Origin of the sequence: Dietzia natronolimnaea (assembly GCF_002289575.1) — a bacterium.
GTDB lineage: Bacteria > Actinomycetota > Actinomycetes > Mycobacteriales > Mycobacteriaceae > Dietzia > Dietzia natronolimnaea_A.
On the sequence record NZ_NTGA01000012.1, the window covers coordinates 90,446 to 104,284 of the forward strand.

A 13,839-nucleotide genomic window follows, 5' to 3' on the forward strand; every position below is an offset into this window, starting at 1 on the left:
CCCGGATGGCGCGCCGCCCCTCTGTCGTTCCTACCGGATCGCCGGGACCGGTGCGAGCGGGGGCGTCAGCTCAGGATGCGCAGTTGGAACGGGTAGTTGATGGTCCGGCCCCGCGTGGCCCGCACGACCCCGATCAGGTGGCCGACGATCTGGAGGACAAAGGAGACCGCCAGCAGGACCAGTCCGATCGGGATGCCGATCACGGTGATGATGAAGATCCAGCCCACGATGCTCATGATCCACAGGCCGACGTTGAAGTTGAAGGACCCGGCAGCGGCCTGCCGAACGAACGGGCTGCGGTCCTTGTAGATCAGCCACATCACCAGCGGCCCCACGAAGGAGAGCCACCCCGCCGAGAGCGCCATGGCGATGAGACTGGACGCGTGCGCCAGGGCCGCGGGGGTGCGGTCGTCGGGGCCGGCCACGGGCTGGCCGTACTGGGAGTCGCCGTACTGGGGGAATCCGGGCTGTTGCGTCATACCCCCAGTGTGCGCCACCGGGGGCCCGGGGACATCAGGGATGACCCCCGTGTCACTACCGATTCCCGCCCTTCTCCTTTCCCTGATCCTCTGCCGCGATGGGCCCCGACACCCCGGACCCCCACGAACCCGGGTTTCACCCGCCTGTCACATCCCCCGCCTACCCTGGCGGCCATGACAGAGACCGCACAGGATCACACCGCACCCGATTTCGGGACCGATCCTCTCGCCCGCGCGGTGGCCCCCCTGCGGGAGGACGTCCGGTTCCTGGGTTCCCTGCTCGGCGACACTATCCGGGAGCACGCCGGGGACCGGGTGTTCGATCTCGTCGAGACGGCCCGCCGGACGGCGTTCGCGGTGCGGCGCTCGGAGGCCGACAGGGACGAGGTGTCCGCCCTGTTCAAGGACATCAGTGCCGCCGACGCCATTCCGGTGATCCGTGCGTTCTCACTGTTCGCCCTGCTTGCCAACGTGGCGGAGGACCTGCATCAGGAGCGCCGCAGGCGGATCCACCGGGCCGCGGGAGAGACGCCGCCCGACGGGGACCTGGAGGTCACGTGGACCCGGGTCGCGGACCTGCTGGAGGCGGACGACGACGAGCGACTGGCCGCCGTGCGCGCGACCGCCCGCGTGTCCCCGGTGCTCACCGCCCACCCCACGGAGACCCGTCGCCGGATGGTGTTCGAGGCCACCCGCAGGGTGCATCTCCTCATGGCCCGCCGGGACGGTCTGCGGTCGAGGGACCAGGACCCGGTGACGGAGGCGGAGATCGCGGAGATCGAACTCGAGCTGCGCCGCCTCGTGCTCGCGCTGTGGCAGACCGCCCTCATCCGCAACGAACGTCCCCACATCGAGGACGAGGTGATGGCCGGGCTGCAGTATTACGAGGCCACCCTGCTGGAGGTGATCCCCCCGCTCAACGCGCAGATCGACGAGCGCCTCGGGTGCGGGGGTCGTGCGGTCGTGCGGCCCGGTTCGTGGATCGGCGGCGACCGCGACGGCAATCCGTACGTCACGGGCGACGTGGTGCGGTTCGCCACCGACCGGGCGGCGGAGCTGCTCCACGGTCACTACGCCGAGCAGCTGCGCCTCCTCGAACGTGAGCTGTCGATGTCGGCCCGGATCGTCGAGGTCGACCCGGGGATAGCGGCACTGGCCGATTCCCTCGAGGACACCCGGGTCGAGGGGAGCCCGGCCCGGGAGGACGTTCCGTTCCGCCAGGCGGTCCGGGTGGTCCGTCGTCGGCTCGCCGCGCGTGCGCGCGCGACCGGGTCGTCGCTGCCCCGCTCGGTACTCCTGTCCGCCGGGCGTCTCATCGGCCTGGACGACGATCCTCCGTACGAGGATCCGGAGGAGATGGCGGCGGACCTCGAGATCATCGACGCGGGACTCTCCGCAGTGGGGTCAGACCTGCTGCGCGCCCCGCGACTACGGGACCTGCGGTGGGCGCTGAACTCGTTCGGGTTCCACCTGCAGTCCCTGGACATGCGCCAGAACTCGGAGTCGCACGAGGACCTGCTCACCGAGCTGTTCGCGCTCGCCGGGGTGTCCGAGGACTACTCGGCGCTCGACGAGGACGCCCGTGTCGAGCTCCTGCTCTCCGAGCTCTCCCACGATCGCCCGCTGCTGGGCGTCCGTGCGTCGCTCTCGGAGTTCGCGGACAAGGAGATGGGGGTGCTGCGTGCCGCCGCGGAGGCGGTCGCCGGGCTCGGACCGGACGTGGTGCCCCACTACATCGTGTCGATGTGCGGTTCGGTCTCCGACCTTCTCGAACCCGCCGTCCTCCTCAAGGAGGTCGGGTTGTTCTCCGGCAGCCCGGACGAGCCCCGGTCGACCGTGCGCCTCATCCCGTTGCTGGAGACCATCGACGATCTCGCCGGCGGGGCCAGGATGCTCGACGAGGTGCTCGCGCTCCCCCAGTTCCGGGCACTGGTGCGCTCCCAGGGAGACGTGCTGGAGGTCATGCTGGGCTACTCGGACTCCAACAAGGACGGCGGTTACCTGGCCGCCAACTGGTCGCTGTACGAGGCCGAGCTCGCTCTGGTCGACGCGGCCGCCCGTGCGGATGTCCACCTGCGCTTCTTCCACGGCCGCGGCGGCGCGGTGGGACGCGGGGGCGGGAACTCCTACGACGCGATCCTCGCGCAGCCCCCGGGCGCGGTGCAGGGCGCGCTGCGGATCACCGAACAGGGGGAGATCATCTCCGCCAAGTACTCGGAGCCCGTCCGCGCCCGCCGCAACCTCGAGGCGCTGGTGGCGGCCACGCTCGAGGTGTCACTGCTCGACGTCGAGGGGCTCGGGGACGACGCCGAGGAGGCGTACGCGGTGATGGCCGCGCTCGCCCGCCTCGGTCGTGAGGCCTACGCCGAGCTGGTCCACGAGGACCCGGGGTTCATCGAGTACTTCACCACCTCCACCCCGCTCAGCGAGATCGGGGAACTCAACATCGGCTCCCGCCCCACGTCCCGGAAGCAGACCTCCACGGTCGACGACCTCCGGGCGATCCCATGGGTGTTGTCGTGGTCGCAGTCCCGTGTGATGTTGCCCGGCTGGTTCGGCGTGGGCAGCGCCCTGAAGCGCTGGATCGACGGCGGCGGGGGCTCGAACGCTGGTGGCATAAACGCAGAGGAGCGGCTGGCCACGCTGCGCCGCCTCTACCGGGACTGGCCGTTCCTGCGCACCACGCTGTCCAACATGGCGCAGGTCATGGCCAAGGCCGACATGAGTCTGGCGGGCCGATACGCCGAGCTCGTCCCCGACGCCGAGGTGGGCAGGAGGATCCACGGGGTGATCTCCGACGAGTTCGAACTCACCCGCGAGATGCTGCTGGCCGTGACCGGGCAGGAGACCCTGTTGGACGACAACCCGGCCCTCGCCCGCTCCGTCCGGAACCGGTTCCCGTATCTCGAACCGCTCAACAGGCTCCAGGTGGAGTTGCTGCGGCGCTACCGCGCGGGCGACCACGACCCCGATGTGCGTACGGGCATCCAACTGACGATGAACGGCCTGGCCACAGCGCTGCGAAACTCGGGCTGAGCCCGGCCACCGCATCGAGAAGACCGTTCCGAACACGTTTCTCGAGTGCGGGTGCGCGGAACGCTCTTCTCGATGCGGGGCGGGGCGGGGCCGGGCGGGGCGGGGCGGGGGCGACCGGGCGGGGCCGGGCGGGAGCGACCGGGCCGCTACCGCAGTTGCCGCTGCGCGAGCGGGATGAGCAGCACGCACACCAGCGCCAGGGCCGCGATCCACGGCACCGGGCCGCCCACGTGGGAGAGCAGCGCGAGCACGTACGGGGTCGCCATGCCCAGGTAGGCCAGGACGTAGAACACGGCCACGAGCCCGGCGTGGTCGCGGGGGCCGGACTGCAGTTCCACCTCGACCAACCCGGCCACCAGCAGGGTCGCGTACCCCGCGCCCAGCAGGACCGCCACGGGCAGGAGCCACAGGGCCCGGCCGGGCAGGTCCGGCGAGGCGGCCAGGACCGCGCCCGCGGACATGCCCAGCGCGGCGGCGGTCAGGCCGATGACCGGGGGGCGGGACGGCGGGGAGGACGCGGCGAGCCGACGCACGGTGGGCTGGACCAGCACCCCGGCTCCGAGGGTGACGCCCACCACCACCCCGGCGTACGCGGTCGGCAGGCCCCCGGCGTCTCCGCCCAGCAGGTCCGCGAGCACCGCGAACGACATGCTGGCGCACCCGAACACCAGCGGCGCCCAGGGCGCGACCCCCAGCAGGAACCTCCTGGTGCCGGCGCTCGAGGGGATGAGCCCGGCGGGGTCGGCGCCCCCGTGCGGACGGTAGGGGTCGGCGGCGTTCCAGGCGGCCACCAGGGCGATCGTCCCGAGCACCAGGTGCGGTAGGTAGGCCGAGATCATGGGAGCGGGAGCGAACTGGCCCACCAGGCCGCCGACCAGTCCGCCCAGCCCGAATCCGCCGGTCAGGGCGATCGCGGCCCGCCGCGCGCCGGTCCCGGGTGTGGCACCCGCGGAGAGCTCGCGCACCCACGCGCTGCCCGCACCGAACGCGGCACCCGATGCGAGTCCGGCCAGGAAGCGGCCGAGGTAGAGCCACAGCGGGTCATGCGGGCCGAGCAGCATCAGCACCGTGGCGACCAGGGACAGGACGAGGACCGGCCGCATGAGCACACGTCGACCGTGGGCGTCCGACCACCGGCCCGCCACGAGGAGCGTCGGCAGGAGCCCGACGATGTACACGCTGAACATGGCTGCGACCTCGGTCTGACCGAGGCCCTGTTCCTCGCGGTAGAGCAACAGCAGCGGTGCGAACTGGTTGGCGCCCCATCCCACGGCGAACACCGCGAGGGCAGCTCGCCACCACGCGCGATCGGAAGGCGCACTTGTCATGTGGCAGAACCTATCGCCCGATCGTCAGGTCAGCGCCTCGATCACGAACGCCACCCCCACCGCCACGAACAGCGTGCTGACGACCACGTCCACCGTCGGCAGGACCCTCCCGACCCGCTCGTTGACGAGTCGGTGCGACGCCGCCACGGCGAGGGTGCAGAACCACACCAGCGCCACGGTGATCATCCCCGCGACGAGTGCGACGGCCTGGCCGGGCGGGACCTCGCCGCTCAGGAACGGGGTCAGGACGGCGCCGAAGAACACCAGCGCCTTGGGATTGGCCAGGTTGGTGGCCAGCCCGCGAACGAAGTCGGTTCCCGGCGGACGAGTGCCGAGTGAGGCCGGCGTGGGGGCCGCAGGGGTGGGTGCGGCCTGGGTGGGTGAGAGCGGGGTGGAGTCCGGTGATACCGGGTCGGCGGGATCGAGTTCAGCGAGTCCCGCCCTCGACCTCGAGCGCCACCACCCCCGCAGCCCGAGCACCCCCAGACTCGCCAGCAGCAGCCCGCCCGCCACCTGTAGCCCCGTCATGATCTGCGGATACACGCGCACCAGCGCGGCCAGTCCGGCGAACGCGGCCGCGAGCCAGATCGCGATCCCGGTGACCACCCCGACCGCGGTGGCGACACCGTGGCGGCGACCGACGAGCGACCGGTGGAGGACGACGACGAGGTCGGGCCCCGGCGAGATCACCGCGATCACCCAGACGCCGTAGAGCGCCGCGACCTGCGCTGCGGTCACGCAGCCGACTCCATCGCCAGGAGCCGCTTCTTGACCTCGAGCCCGCCCCGGTAGCCGCCGAGACCGCCATCCGAGCGCAGGATCCGATGGCATGGCCACACCAGGGGAAGCGGGTTGGTGGCGCACGCCGTGCCGACCGCGCGGACCGCTCCGGGCTTGTCGAGGGCGGTGGCGATCTCCCGGTAGGTGGCCGTGCGCCCGTAGCCGACCTCGGACAGTCGGCGCTGGACCAGGCCGCGGAACCCGGTGGCCAGGACGGTGTCCAGCGGCAGGGTGAACTCGCGGCGACGCCCGGCGAGGTAGTCGTGCAGCTGCGTGGTGGCGTCGTCGAGCACGCTCGCGATGTCCGCGTCGCCGGTGCCCCCGCTCGGCGTTCCCGGAGTGCTCGCGCTCACGACGCGAGGGCCGATCTTCGTCGCGAGCAACTGGAGGACCTCCTCCCGGGGCTCCCCCTCGAACGCCACATACGCCAGGCCGCGCGGGGTCGCCGCGAGGATCAGTTCTCCGATCGGCGACTCTACGGACCGGACCAGCACATCCACCAGCCCCCCTCGCTGCGCGTCGCGGGCCAGTCGGTCGCGCAGACGGTCCGTGTCCGCGGGGGCGCCGCGGAGTGTGTCGATGACGTCGTCCGCGGTCATGGCTGCTCCTGGGTTCGCGTCGTGTGCTCGGTCTGGTCGGGCACGGTCTGGTCGGGCACGGTCTGGTCGGGCACGGTCTGGTCGGGCAGGGTGGGTTCTCGGACCTCGCGGCCAGTTGCGGTCGCGCGGTCGACGGTGTGCCTCAGGGCCGCCACGCCGTCGGCCGCGGCGCGTCTCGCGGCCGCCTCGCTGCCCCCGGTGAGCGCGGCGATCGCGGCGTACGGCAACCCGCCCAGGTACCGGTAGGCCACACAGAGCCGCTGCCGCGTGGGCAGAGCGGCGACGGCATCCCAGATCGGGTGTCCGCCGAGGTCGTCGTCGTCGCCCTCACGGCCCCTCCACGCGGACCCGTTGCGCCCGTGGCTCCTGGCCGCCCACTCGTCGAGCACGGCGACATCGTCCGCGCCTCCCGCCGGAGCGGCCGACCGCACCGATCGGCGTACCACGTCCACCGACCGGCGGTGGGCGACCCGGACCAGCCACGCCTCCACGTTGGTCTCCTCCGGCAGGCCCGGCCAGGCCCGCAGCGCGGACAGGAACGTCTCGGACCAGGCGTCCTCGGCATCGGGGCCGGGTCCCAGGACCGCGCGGCACACGCGCAGGACGGTCGGCCCGTGCCGGACCACCGCACCGTCGAAGGCTGCCCTCATGAATTCGATCTTCCCCTCGTCCCCGCCACCTCGTTCACACGACCCTCCCTCCGACTTCAGCAGGTAGTCGTTCCGGGCCGCGAGAACGTGAGGTCCGTCCGGTAGGAGACGAGGGCGGGGCCTGAGCACGACTTCGAGGTCCGCGACTGGTGATATCTTGGGCCACCAACACCACTGGTCGAGTGGCTGTCTGCGGAGGTGAGTTGCATGGTCGTCGTCGAGACCACCGCTGCGCGCGGTGCCCGGATCGTCCTCACATCCCGGGCCTCGTCCTGACGGTTGCTCGGATTCCCCCGGCGTAAGAACAACGGGGCCAGCGTCTCCGCCCGGAAGGCCCATCATCACAGGTCCGGCACGGTGTCCCCCCACACCGCTCTCTGCCGGCCCGCTCCTGCCCACTCGGGCAGCTATCGCCCGCAAACGACAGGGCAGTACAGAAAGGAACGAGGTCGAGTTAATGGACCTTCCCCGCATCTTCACCATCCGCGAGAGCAGCCACCGGATCCACAACCCACTCACCGAGGACAAACTCGCCGCGCTGGGGAAAGCCCTCCGACTCACGCCAGGGACGCGAGTACTGGACCTGGCCAGCGGCTCGGGCGAGATGTTAACGACCTGGGCGCGTGATCACGGGATCACGGGCACCGGCGTGGACATCAGTACGGTCTTCACCGCGGAGGCCCGGGCCCGCGCCGCAGAACTAGGGGTCGCCGACCGTGTCGACTTCATCCACGGGGATGCCGCAGGCCATGTCGCGGACGAGTCGGTTGATCTGGCCGCATGCGTGGGTGCCACCTGGATCGGAAACGGTGTCGCCGGGACGATCGAGTTGCTCGAACGCAGCCTCCGCCCGGGAGGCGTGATGTTGATCGGCGAGCCGTACTGGCGGCGCACCCCGCCGGACGAGGAGACGGCCGTCGCCTGCCAGGCCACCGCCATCGCCGACTTCCTGGCGCTCCCCGACCTGATAGGGCGGTTTCAGAGTCTCGGTTACGACGTCGTGGAGATGATGCTCGCCGACCAGGACAGTTGGGACCGGTACACGGCGGCCCAATGGCTCAACTTGCGCCACTGGCTCGACCGGAACCCCGACGACGACCTCGCCACCGAGGTGAGGGAGGAACTCACCACCACTCCCGCCCGCTACGCGCGCTACACGCGTGAGTACCTCGGGTGGGGCGTCTTCGCCCTCATGAAGCGCTAGCCCGGGAACCCGACCCCACTGCGGCCACCACCGACGTCGCGGCCCTCGAGCCCCACCACCACCACGCCCGTCCAGTGCTGGGTATTGTCGGGTGTCGGACACTCCGGGCGAACGCTGCCTCGGACTTGCGTGTGGAGGACAGGGAATGGCATCGATCTTCATCTCGGGCGGAGCGGCCGGGATCGGCCTGGCAACGGCGGAACGATTCAGCCGCGAAGGCTGGACTGTCGGGGTGTACGACGTCGACAAGGACGCCCTCGCCGCGGTGCAGTCGAAGCATCCCGACTGGATCACCGGGGAACTCGATGTCCGTGACATGCAGCAGTGGGAGAGGGCGCTTGAGGAGTTCACCTCGCACACCGGAGGCACGCTCGACGTCCTGGACAACAACGCGGGCGTCCTCGTCGCCGGCGACCTGACGGAGATCTCGGCTGACGCGGTCAAGGCCCAGATAGACATCGATGTGCTGGGCGTGACGCTCGGCGCCAAAGCCGCGTTCCCGTACCTCAAGGCCACGCCGGGGTCGCACCTGGTCAACATCGCGTCCGCGTCGGCGATCTACGGTCAGCCCGGGATCGCCACGTACAGCGCCGCCAAGTTCTACGTCGCCGGGCTGACCGAGGCGTTGGAGCTCGAGTGGGCACCGCACGGCGTGCGCGTGGTGGGGATCTGGCCGCTGTGGGCCAAGACCGCTCTCGCGGACCCCAAGGCCAAGACGACCAGGACGCTCGGCATCAAGATCACCCCTGAGCAGGTCGCGGAGAAGGTCTGGCAGTCCGTCCACCCGACGACCCTCGACCGCCGCTTTCATCGCACGTCCTACAGCGTCGGCGAGCAGACGACCGTGCTCGCGAACATCTCCAAGTTCTCGCCCAACTTCGCGACGCGCCTGGTCAACAAGGTCCTGGCCCAGTAGAGCTGAGACGCAGGAGACACGGTCGCTCTCTCGTCGCGCGGGCCATAGGGCGTCACGGGTCTTCAGAGTGACGTTAGATGCGAGGGCGGTCACGAAGGTGAACGCGGCCATGACGGCGAACCCGGACAATGGCGTCAGCGGGCCGGTCGAGGTGGCCGCGTAAGAGCTCTGTCCGGCCGTGGTGGGCCAGTAGGTCCCGGCGATCTCGCCGAGGACGCCGGGCATGCCCGGCGCGAGGGCGGGCACGAGGAGGGCGACGGTGACGATGATCGCCAGCGCACCGGTGGAGCTGCGGGTGAGGGTGCCGAATGCGAGGCCCAGGACGGCGGCCAGGACGAGATAGGCCACGGCGCACAAGACCGCGCGAATGGTGTCGGGGGCGGTGAGGCTCGCGGTGGGAAGCCCGGCGGCGGCGAGTGCTGCCTGAGACGCAACGCCCAGACTGCGTTGCACGGGACGATGTGAACGGAGAGAGCGAGCCGGTGACGACGTACCGCATTCGGCCCGCCAGGGAGATCGACCTGATCGTCCTGCAGGACATCGAACGCTCGGCCGGAGCACCCTTTGCGGACATGGGGATGACCTCGGTGGCCGAGGACGACCCGCCGTCGATCGACTCACTCCGAGAGTTTGTGCAGAACGGGCGGGCGTGGGTCAGCACCGATGGATCCGACCGGCCGGTGGCGTACTTGTTGGCCGATGTGGTCGACGGCAACGCTCACCTGGGCCAGGTCTCGGTGCACAGCGAGGTCATGCGCCGCGGGATCGGGACGGCCCTGCTGAACCACATGATCGGATGGGCGCGGGAGCACCGGCTCCCCGCGGTCACGTTGACCACCTACACCCACGTCCCGTGGAACGGGCCGTACTACGAGCGTCATGGGTTCCGGTACCTCGCCGAGCACGAGGAGAGCCCCGGCCTCAGAGAGATCCGGGCTGCGGAGATCGCCCACGGCCTCGACCAGTGGCCGCGCGCCTGCATGCGCAGGGAACTCCCTCCCGCATCGCGCCGTCTCAGTCGGGAGCGAAACCCATCGTCGTCATACCGCTGAGACCGCCACGACGGGTGTCGAGCCTCGTCACCTGGACGAACACCGGCACATCCGACCGGATGACCACGCCGTACGGTTCACCCAGAAACACGGCCTGGGGGTCGATCAGATCGTTGACGCGCACGTGCCGCACCCGCTGGGCCGCGACCTGCACCGGGTAGGGGCCGACAGGGTCGCCGTCGGAGTGGTAGATCATCATCTCCAGGCTGGCGTCGGTCTCACACACGTTGAGGATGCAGAGCTCGTCCCGGCTGGTGTACTCGGGTTCCGGGCCGGTGCTGGTCGACGGGATGTTCCCGCCGGGGAACACCCACAGGGTCCGGCCGGTCTCCTGGTTCATGCCACATCTCCTTCGAACAGCGACCGCAGGTAGTCGTTCATGAAGACACCATTCGGGTCGAGCCGCCGTCTGACGTCCTGGAACGTCTCCCATTCCGGGTACAGGGCGCGTAGCTGGTCCGCGCGCATGGTGTGCTTCTTGCCCCAATGCGGTCGACCACCGAAATCCTGCAGGATCGGTTCGATGTCGTTGAAGTACTCCTCGTAGGGCAGCTCGTTATTCTGCAGTAGCGCGATGGTCATGGTGGGGCGCTGGTAGCAGTTGCTGATGAGCGCGTCGTCGGGCGCGATGGTCCGGACCAGGACGCGCCAGCCCACCTTCTGGCGGTGCCGCTCCTTGATCCGCTCCCGCAGGACCTTGAAGCATTCCAGGCCGTCGTCGAACGGCAGCATGTACTCCATCTCCTCGAACCTCAGGTCCCGTGAGTTCGGGATGATGTCGTAGTTCGCGCCGGTGGCGTCCTCGTGGACGTGGTCGCCCGGGGGGGTCAGGTCCGGCTCCTGCCCGGGGAGGTTCATCGTTCTGACCTGGGCCTCGTCACTGCGGGGATACCAGTAGAAGTCGAAGTGCCGATTGGACGTCGTGAGCTGGGCGAAGTTCTCCTGCACCCAGTCGATGTGGGTGCACCAGTTGAGGCGGTGCAGCTTGTACGCGGGCAGCAGGCGCAACGTCAGTGACGTCATGACCCCGAGCGAGCCCATCGAGACCTGCGCCGCGCGGAGGAGGTCCGCGTCGTACTCCGGCCCGGAGTCTTCCCCAAAGGGCACCACCTCTCCGTCCGCCGTCACCAGCCGGCCACCGACCACGGTCTGGGAGAGGTTGCCCAGCTCCCGGCCGGTCCCGTGCGTCCCCGTACCGATCGCCCCGGCGAGGGCCTGGTAGTCGACGTCGCCGAGGTTCTCCATCGCCAGGTCGTGCTCGGCGAGCAGTTCACCCGCCCGGGCGATGCCCGTCCCCGGTAGCAACGAGGCACGCCCGGCGTCGGTGTCGTGTGAGACCAACCCTGACATCTCGTCCAGTGTGAGTAGGACGTCCGAGGTCTGCATGAGCGGGACCGAGGAGTGCCCCGATCCCACCGGCCGGATGGTCCCGCCCTTCTCAGCGGTTCGCCGGACCACCTCCTGCACCGCGGCCTCGTCCGACGGCCGAGCGGTGTCCGACGGCGTGAAGCGCAGGCTTCCGGACCAGTTGACGAATTCCTTGGTCACCGGTGTTTCTCCTTGTCTCGGTCATGTCTCGATGACAGCGCACGGCGCGGGGTGATGGTCTACAGCGCGAAGCTGAGTGCGAAGACGGTCAGGAAGGAGGGCGGTCGACATGATCGTCTCCGAGGATCGGGAACGGGTCACCCGCATGGTGGCATCTATGCGATGCCCACGCATCCGGCCGCGGGCGTCCGTCGATGGCGTCCGGCCCCCCGGTCGCGCCTTGGATTACCGTCGTTGACATGGTCTGGGTCTGGACGTTCGCCGTGGTCATCGTTCTGGTGGTCGGAGCTGCCGTACTGCCCCGACGAGCCTCCGAGCCTTCGCAGGGGTTCCCCTGGTTCTGGGTGGCCTTTCCGCTCTGTGTGCTCCTGGCGACCGGGTCGCTGACCATGTGGCTCCCGCTCATCGCTGCGACCGGAGGCGTGCCGATGTACATGCCTCTGGCCGACTCCCACGACGGCGTCCAGGTCCTGGGCAACGATCAGTTCTGGCAGCTCCACGCTTTCACTCCGGGGCGGTGGATCCTGCCGATCACCGCGCTGGTCCTGGGGGGACTGTCGGCGTGGGCATGGAGGCGCGGCCGAGTCTGACACGCTGGCCGGTCTATATTCTCGTCCTATATTCTCGTCGAGCCGGCAGTTCCCATGCGAGTATCGACCAGTGACTGGTATCGATGCCGCCCTTGCTGGGGGCCGTACCGCTTGTCTCGAACATATGGCCGCATGTGAGGCGGCCGGGCTCCAGTGGACGGAAGAACCTGTCACCGAGATCTTGCTGAGCCGGACGTCTCCGCGGGTCCGGTTCGCTACGTTCACCCGCAAGCAGGAGGCCAAGGTCGGCGCCGACTGGCTCTGGTGGTGGGTGGCACCGAGCGGCGAGAGCTTCGGGATGATCGTGCAGGCGAAGCGCTTGTACGTCGACAAAGCCAAATGGAGCTTCAAGTTCAATCACAACTCTGGCGAGCAACGTCGAGCTTACTCGTGCGATCACCACCTGACTACGTTGTGTCGATCATCGCCGGCGACACACTGGGCGAACCGCCAGCCGACAACATTGCAGGCGTAGTCATCGTCCGGAGTAGCTGACTGTGGAAAGCGAAAGGCTGGCGTTTGCACCACTTTAACCGGTCGGCTTCTGGCATGCGATCGTGGCTCACCTGACGATGCAGCAGGCCCTCCTCCGCAATTGGGCCTGTGATCGAGCAGAGGCCGCGCAGACACGGACAACCGCTACAGCTCCCTCCGGCGACAGATAGGCTGGTGCACCGTCGCTGAGATGACTGGCATCGGGCCCCAGATCGGCACACAGAAACGCCAGACGTGGGCGTAGTCGAACTCTCCTGGAACGGGGACTACGTCGATGTGTTTGTTGGTGGCCGCGGTCTCTAGGCGGGGGTTGGCCTCGCTGGCCCGGGGAGGGTCAACCGCCCCCGCTGCCGCGGCCCTCCACGGTCCGGCCGTCACCACTATGTCGCCGAACCAGCTCGACCGCATCCCGGAGCCCGAGACCCGGGTGCGCGACCCGGAGTCGGCGGACCGCGTCGACCTCACCGGACGAGGCCTGCACAGCCTCGGCGACCTCGCCCGCCCCGAGCTCGGAGGCGATGCGACGCGAGCGATCCTCGCCGCTGGCCCCGAACCACCACCGGCGGGCAGCCGCGGCGAGGAGCAACACCGCGAGAGCGCTCCACAGCAGGACGTCGAAGGTCCCCGCCTCCGGGGAGACCATTTCGACTGTCGCCACCACCACAGCACCGATCCCGCCGAGCGCGGTGACCGCAACGTATGCAACCGTCTGCGGACCACGCGGGGCGGGACCGTCTGCGCCGTGCAGGCCGGCGGAACCGGAGTCGTTCACGGAGTGATCCGAGGGGGTGCGGGAGGTCACGGGGCGACCACCTCGTCGTCGTCGCCCTTCTCCCCTCCCCCGGGATCCGTCGCCAGGCCGTGTTGCAGGCGGTGCTCCACCCGGTCCACCTTCCCGCGCAGCTCACCTGAGCGGCCGGGTCTCAGATCTGCCTTGAGGACCAGGCTCACCCGCGGGGACACCGCCAGCACCGCGTCGGTAGCGGCGCGGATGACGGGCATGACCTCGTCCCAGTCGCCCTCGATGGTGGTGAACATCGACGTGGTCTCGTGGGGCAGTCCGGACGCGCGGACCACCCGGACCGCCTCGGCGACGGCCTCACTCATGGACGCCGAGTCGTCCGCAGTCGTGGTGGGTGCGACGGAGAACGCGAAGAGCATG

15 protein-coding genes are annotated in these 13,839 nt (G+C 69.7%); 6 read left to right on the top strand and 9 right to left on the bottom strand.

Annotated features, from left to right (window positions below):
- Positions 1-65: 65 nt before the first annotated feature.
- On the bottom strand, positions 66-479 hold the full coding sequence (locus CEY15_RS06240; RefSeq protein ID WP_017835447.1) for a DUF4870 domain-containing protein: 414 nt from the start codon (positions 477-479) through the stop codon (positions 66-68).
- Positions 480-653: 174 nt separating this feature from the next.
- Between CEY15_RS06240 and ppc the strand changes: the two genes are divergently transcribed.
- Positions 654-3,515, top strand: coding sequence for a phosphoenolpyruvate carboxylase (ppc, locus tag CEY15_RS06245; RefSeq protein ID WP_245847317.1), 2,862 nt, complete (start codon positions 654-656; stop codon positions 3,513-3,515).
- 146 nt (positions 3,516-3,661) lie between these two features.
- Here the strand turns inward: ppc and CEY15_RS06250 are convergent, their stop codons facing one another.
- The 4 genes from CEY15_RS06250 to CEY15_RS06265 are packed head-to-tail and all read right to left on the bottom strand — an operon-like array spanning position 3,662 to position 6,872.
- On the bottom strand, positions 3,662-4,843 hold the full coding sequence (locus CEY15_RS06250) for an MFS transporter (protein ID WP_095717733.1): 1,182 nt from the start codon (positions 4,841-4,843) through the stop codon (positions 3,662-3,664).
- 24 nt (positions 4,844-4,867) lie between these two features.
- Complete coding sequence (locus CEY15_RS06255) at positions 4,868-5,581, bottom strand: LysE family translocator (protein ID WP_095717734.1); 714 nt, start codon at positions 5,579-5,581, stop codon at positions 4,868-4,870.
- Positions 5,578-6,222: a methylated-DNA--[protein]-cysteine S-methyltransferase gene (locus CEY15_RS06260; protein ID WP_095717735.1), complete on the bottom strand. Its 645-nt coding sequence runs from the start codon at positions 6,220-6,222 to the stop codon at positions 5,578-5,580. The genes CEY15_RS06255 and CEY15_RS06260 overlap by 4 nt, the downstream gene beginning before the upstream one ends.
- Entirely contained in the window at positions 6,219-6,872 is a 654-nt protein-coding gene (locus CEY15_RS06265) for a sigma-70 family RNA polymerase sigma factor (protein ID WP_176475034.1), read from the bottom strand. Before CEY15_RS06265 ends, CEY15_RS06260 begins: the two co-directional genes overlap by 4 nt.
- Before the next feature lie 457 nt (positions 6,873-7,329).
- Between CEY15_RS06265 and CEY15_RS06270 the strand changes: the two genes are divergently transcribed.
- The 3 genes from CEY15_RS06270 (at position 7,330) to CEY15_RS06280 (ending at position 10,044) form a co-directional block, all read left to right on the top strand.
- Positions 7,330-8,076 carry an SAM-dependent methyltransferase gene (locus CEY15_RS06270; RefSeq protein ID WP_095717737.1) on the top strand — a complete coding sequence of 249 codons (747 nt, stop codon included), beginning with the start codon at positions 7,330-7,332 and terminating at the stop codon, positions 8,074-8,076.
- Between the two features lie 145 nt (positions 8,077-8,221).
- Entirely contained in the window at positions 8,222-8,992 is a 771-nt protein-coding gene (locus CEY15_RS06275) for an SDR family oxidoreductase (RefSeq protein ID WP_095717738.1), read from the top strand.
- Positions 8,993-9,474: 482 nt separating this feature from the next.
- A complete protein-coding gene (locus CEY15_RS06280) occupies positions 9,475-10,044 on the top strand; it encodes a GNAT family N-acetyltransferase (RefSeq protein ID WP_245847320.1) in 570 nt (189 codons plus the stop codon).
- Here the strand turns inward: CEY15_RS06280 and CEY15_RS06285 are convergent.
- Both CEY15_RS06285 and CEY15_RS06290 read right to left on the bottom strand, forming a co-directional pair.
- Positions 10,007-10,384, bottom strand: a complete 378-nt coding sequence (locus tag CEY15_RS06285; RefSeq protein WP_095717740.1) for a sensory rhodopsin transducer — start codon at positions 10,382-10,384, stop codon at positions 10,007-10,009. The genes CEY15_RS06280 and CEY15_RS06285 overlap by 38 nt on opposite strands.
- A complete protein-coding gene (locus tag CEY15_RS06290; RefSeq protein WP_095717741.1) occupies positions 10,381-11,592 on the bottom strand; it encodes a D-arabinono-1,4-lactone oxidase in 1,212 nt (403 codons plus the stop codon). Before CEY15_RS06290 ends, CEY15_RS06285 begins: the two co-directional genes overlap by 4 nt.
- 239 nt (positions 11,593-11,831) lie before the next feature.
- Between CEY15_RS06290 and CEY15_RS06295 the strand changes: the two genes are divergently transcribed.
- Entirely contained in the window at positions 11,832-12,182 is a 351-nt protein-coding gene (locus tag CEY15_RS06295; RefSeq protein WP_095717742.1) for a hypothetical protein, read from the top strand.
- Between the two features lie 70 nt (positions 12,183-12,252).
- Positions 12,253-12,657, top strand: coding sequence for a hypothetical protein (locus CEY15_RS06300; RefSeq protein ID WP_141244219.1), 405 nt, complete (start codon positions 12,253-12,255; stop codon positions 12,655-12,657).
- Positions 12,658-13,011: 354 nt separating this feature from the next.
- Here CEY15_RS06300 and CEY15_RS06305 read toward each other — a convergent pair whose 3' ends face one another.
- Together CEY15_RS06305 and CEY15_RS06310 are read right to left on the bottom strand one after the other, a co-directional pair.
- Positions 13,012-13,479: a hypothetical protein gene (locus CEY15_RS06305; protein ID WP_095717744.1), complete on the bottom strand. Its 468-nt coding sequence runs from the start codon at positions 13,477-13,479 to the stop codon at positions 13,012-13,014.
- Entirely contained in the window at positions 13,476-13,838 is a 363-nt protein-coding gene (locus CEY15_RS06310; protein WP_095717745.1) for an MTH1187 family thiamine-binding protein, read from the bottom strand. Before CEY15_RS06310 ends, CEY15_RS06305 begins: the two co-directional genes overlap by 4 nt.
- Between the last annotated feature and the right edge of the window lies 1 nt (position 13,839).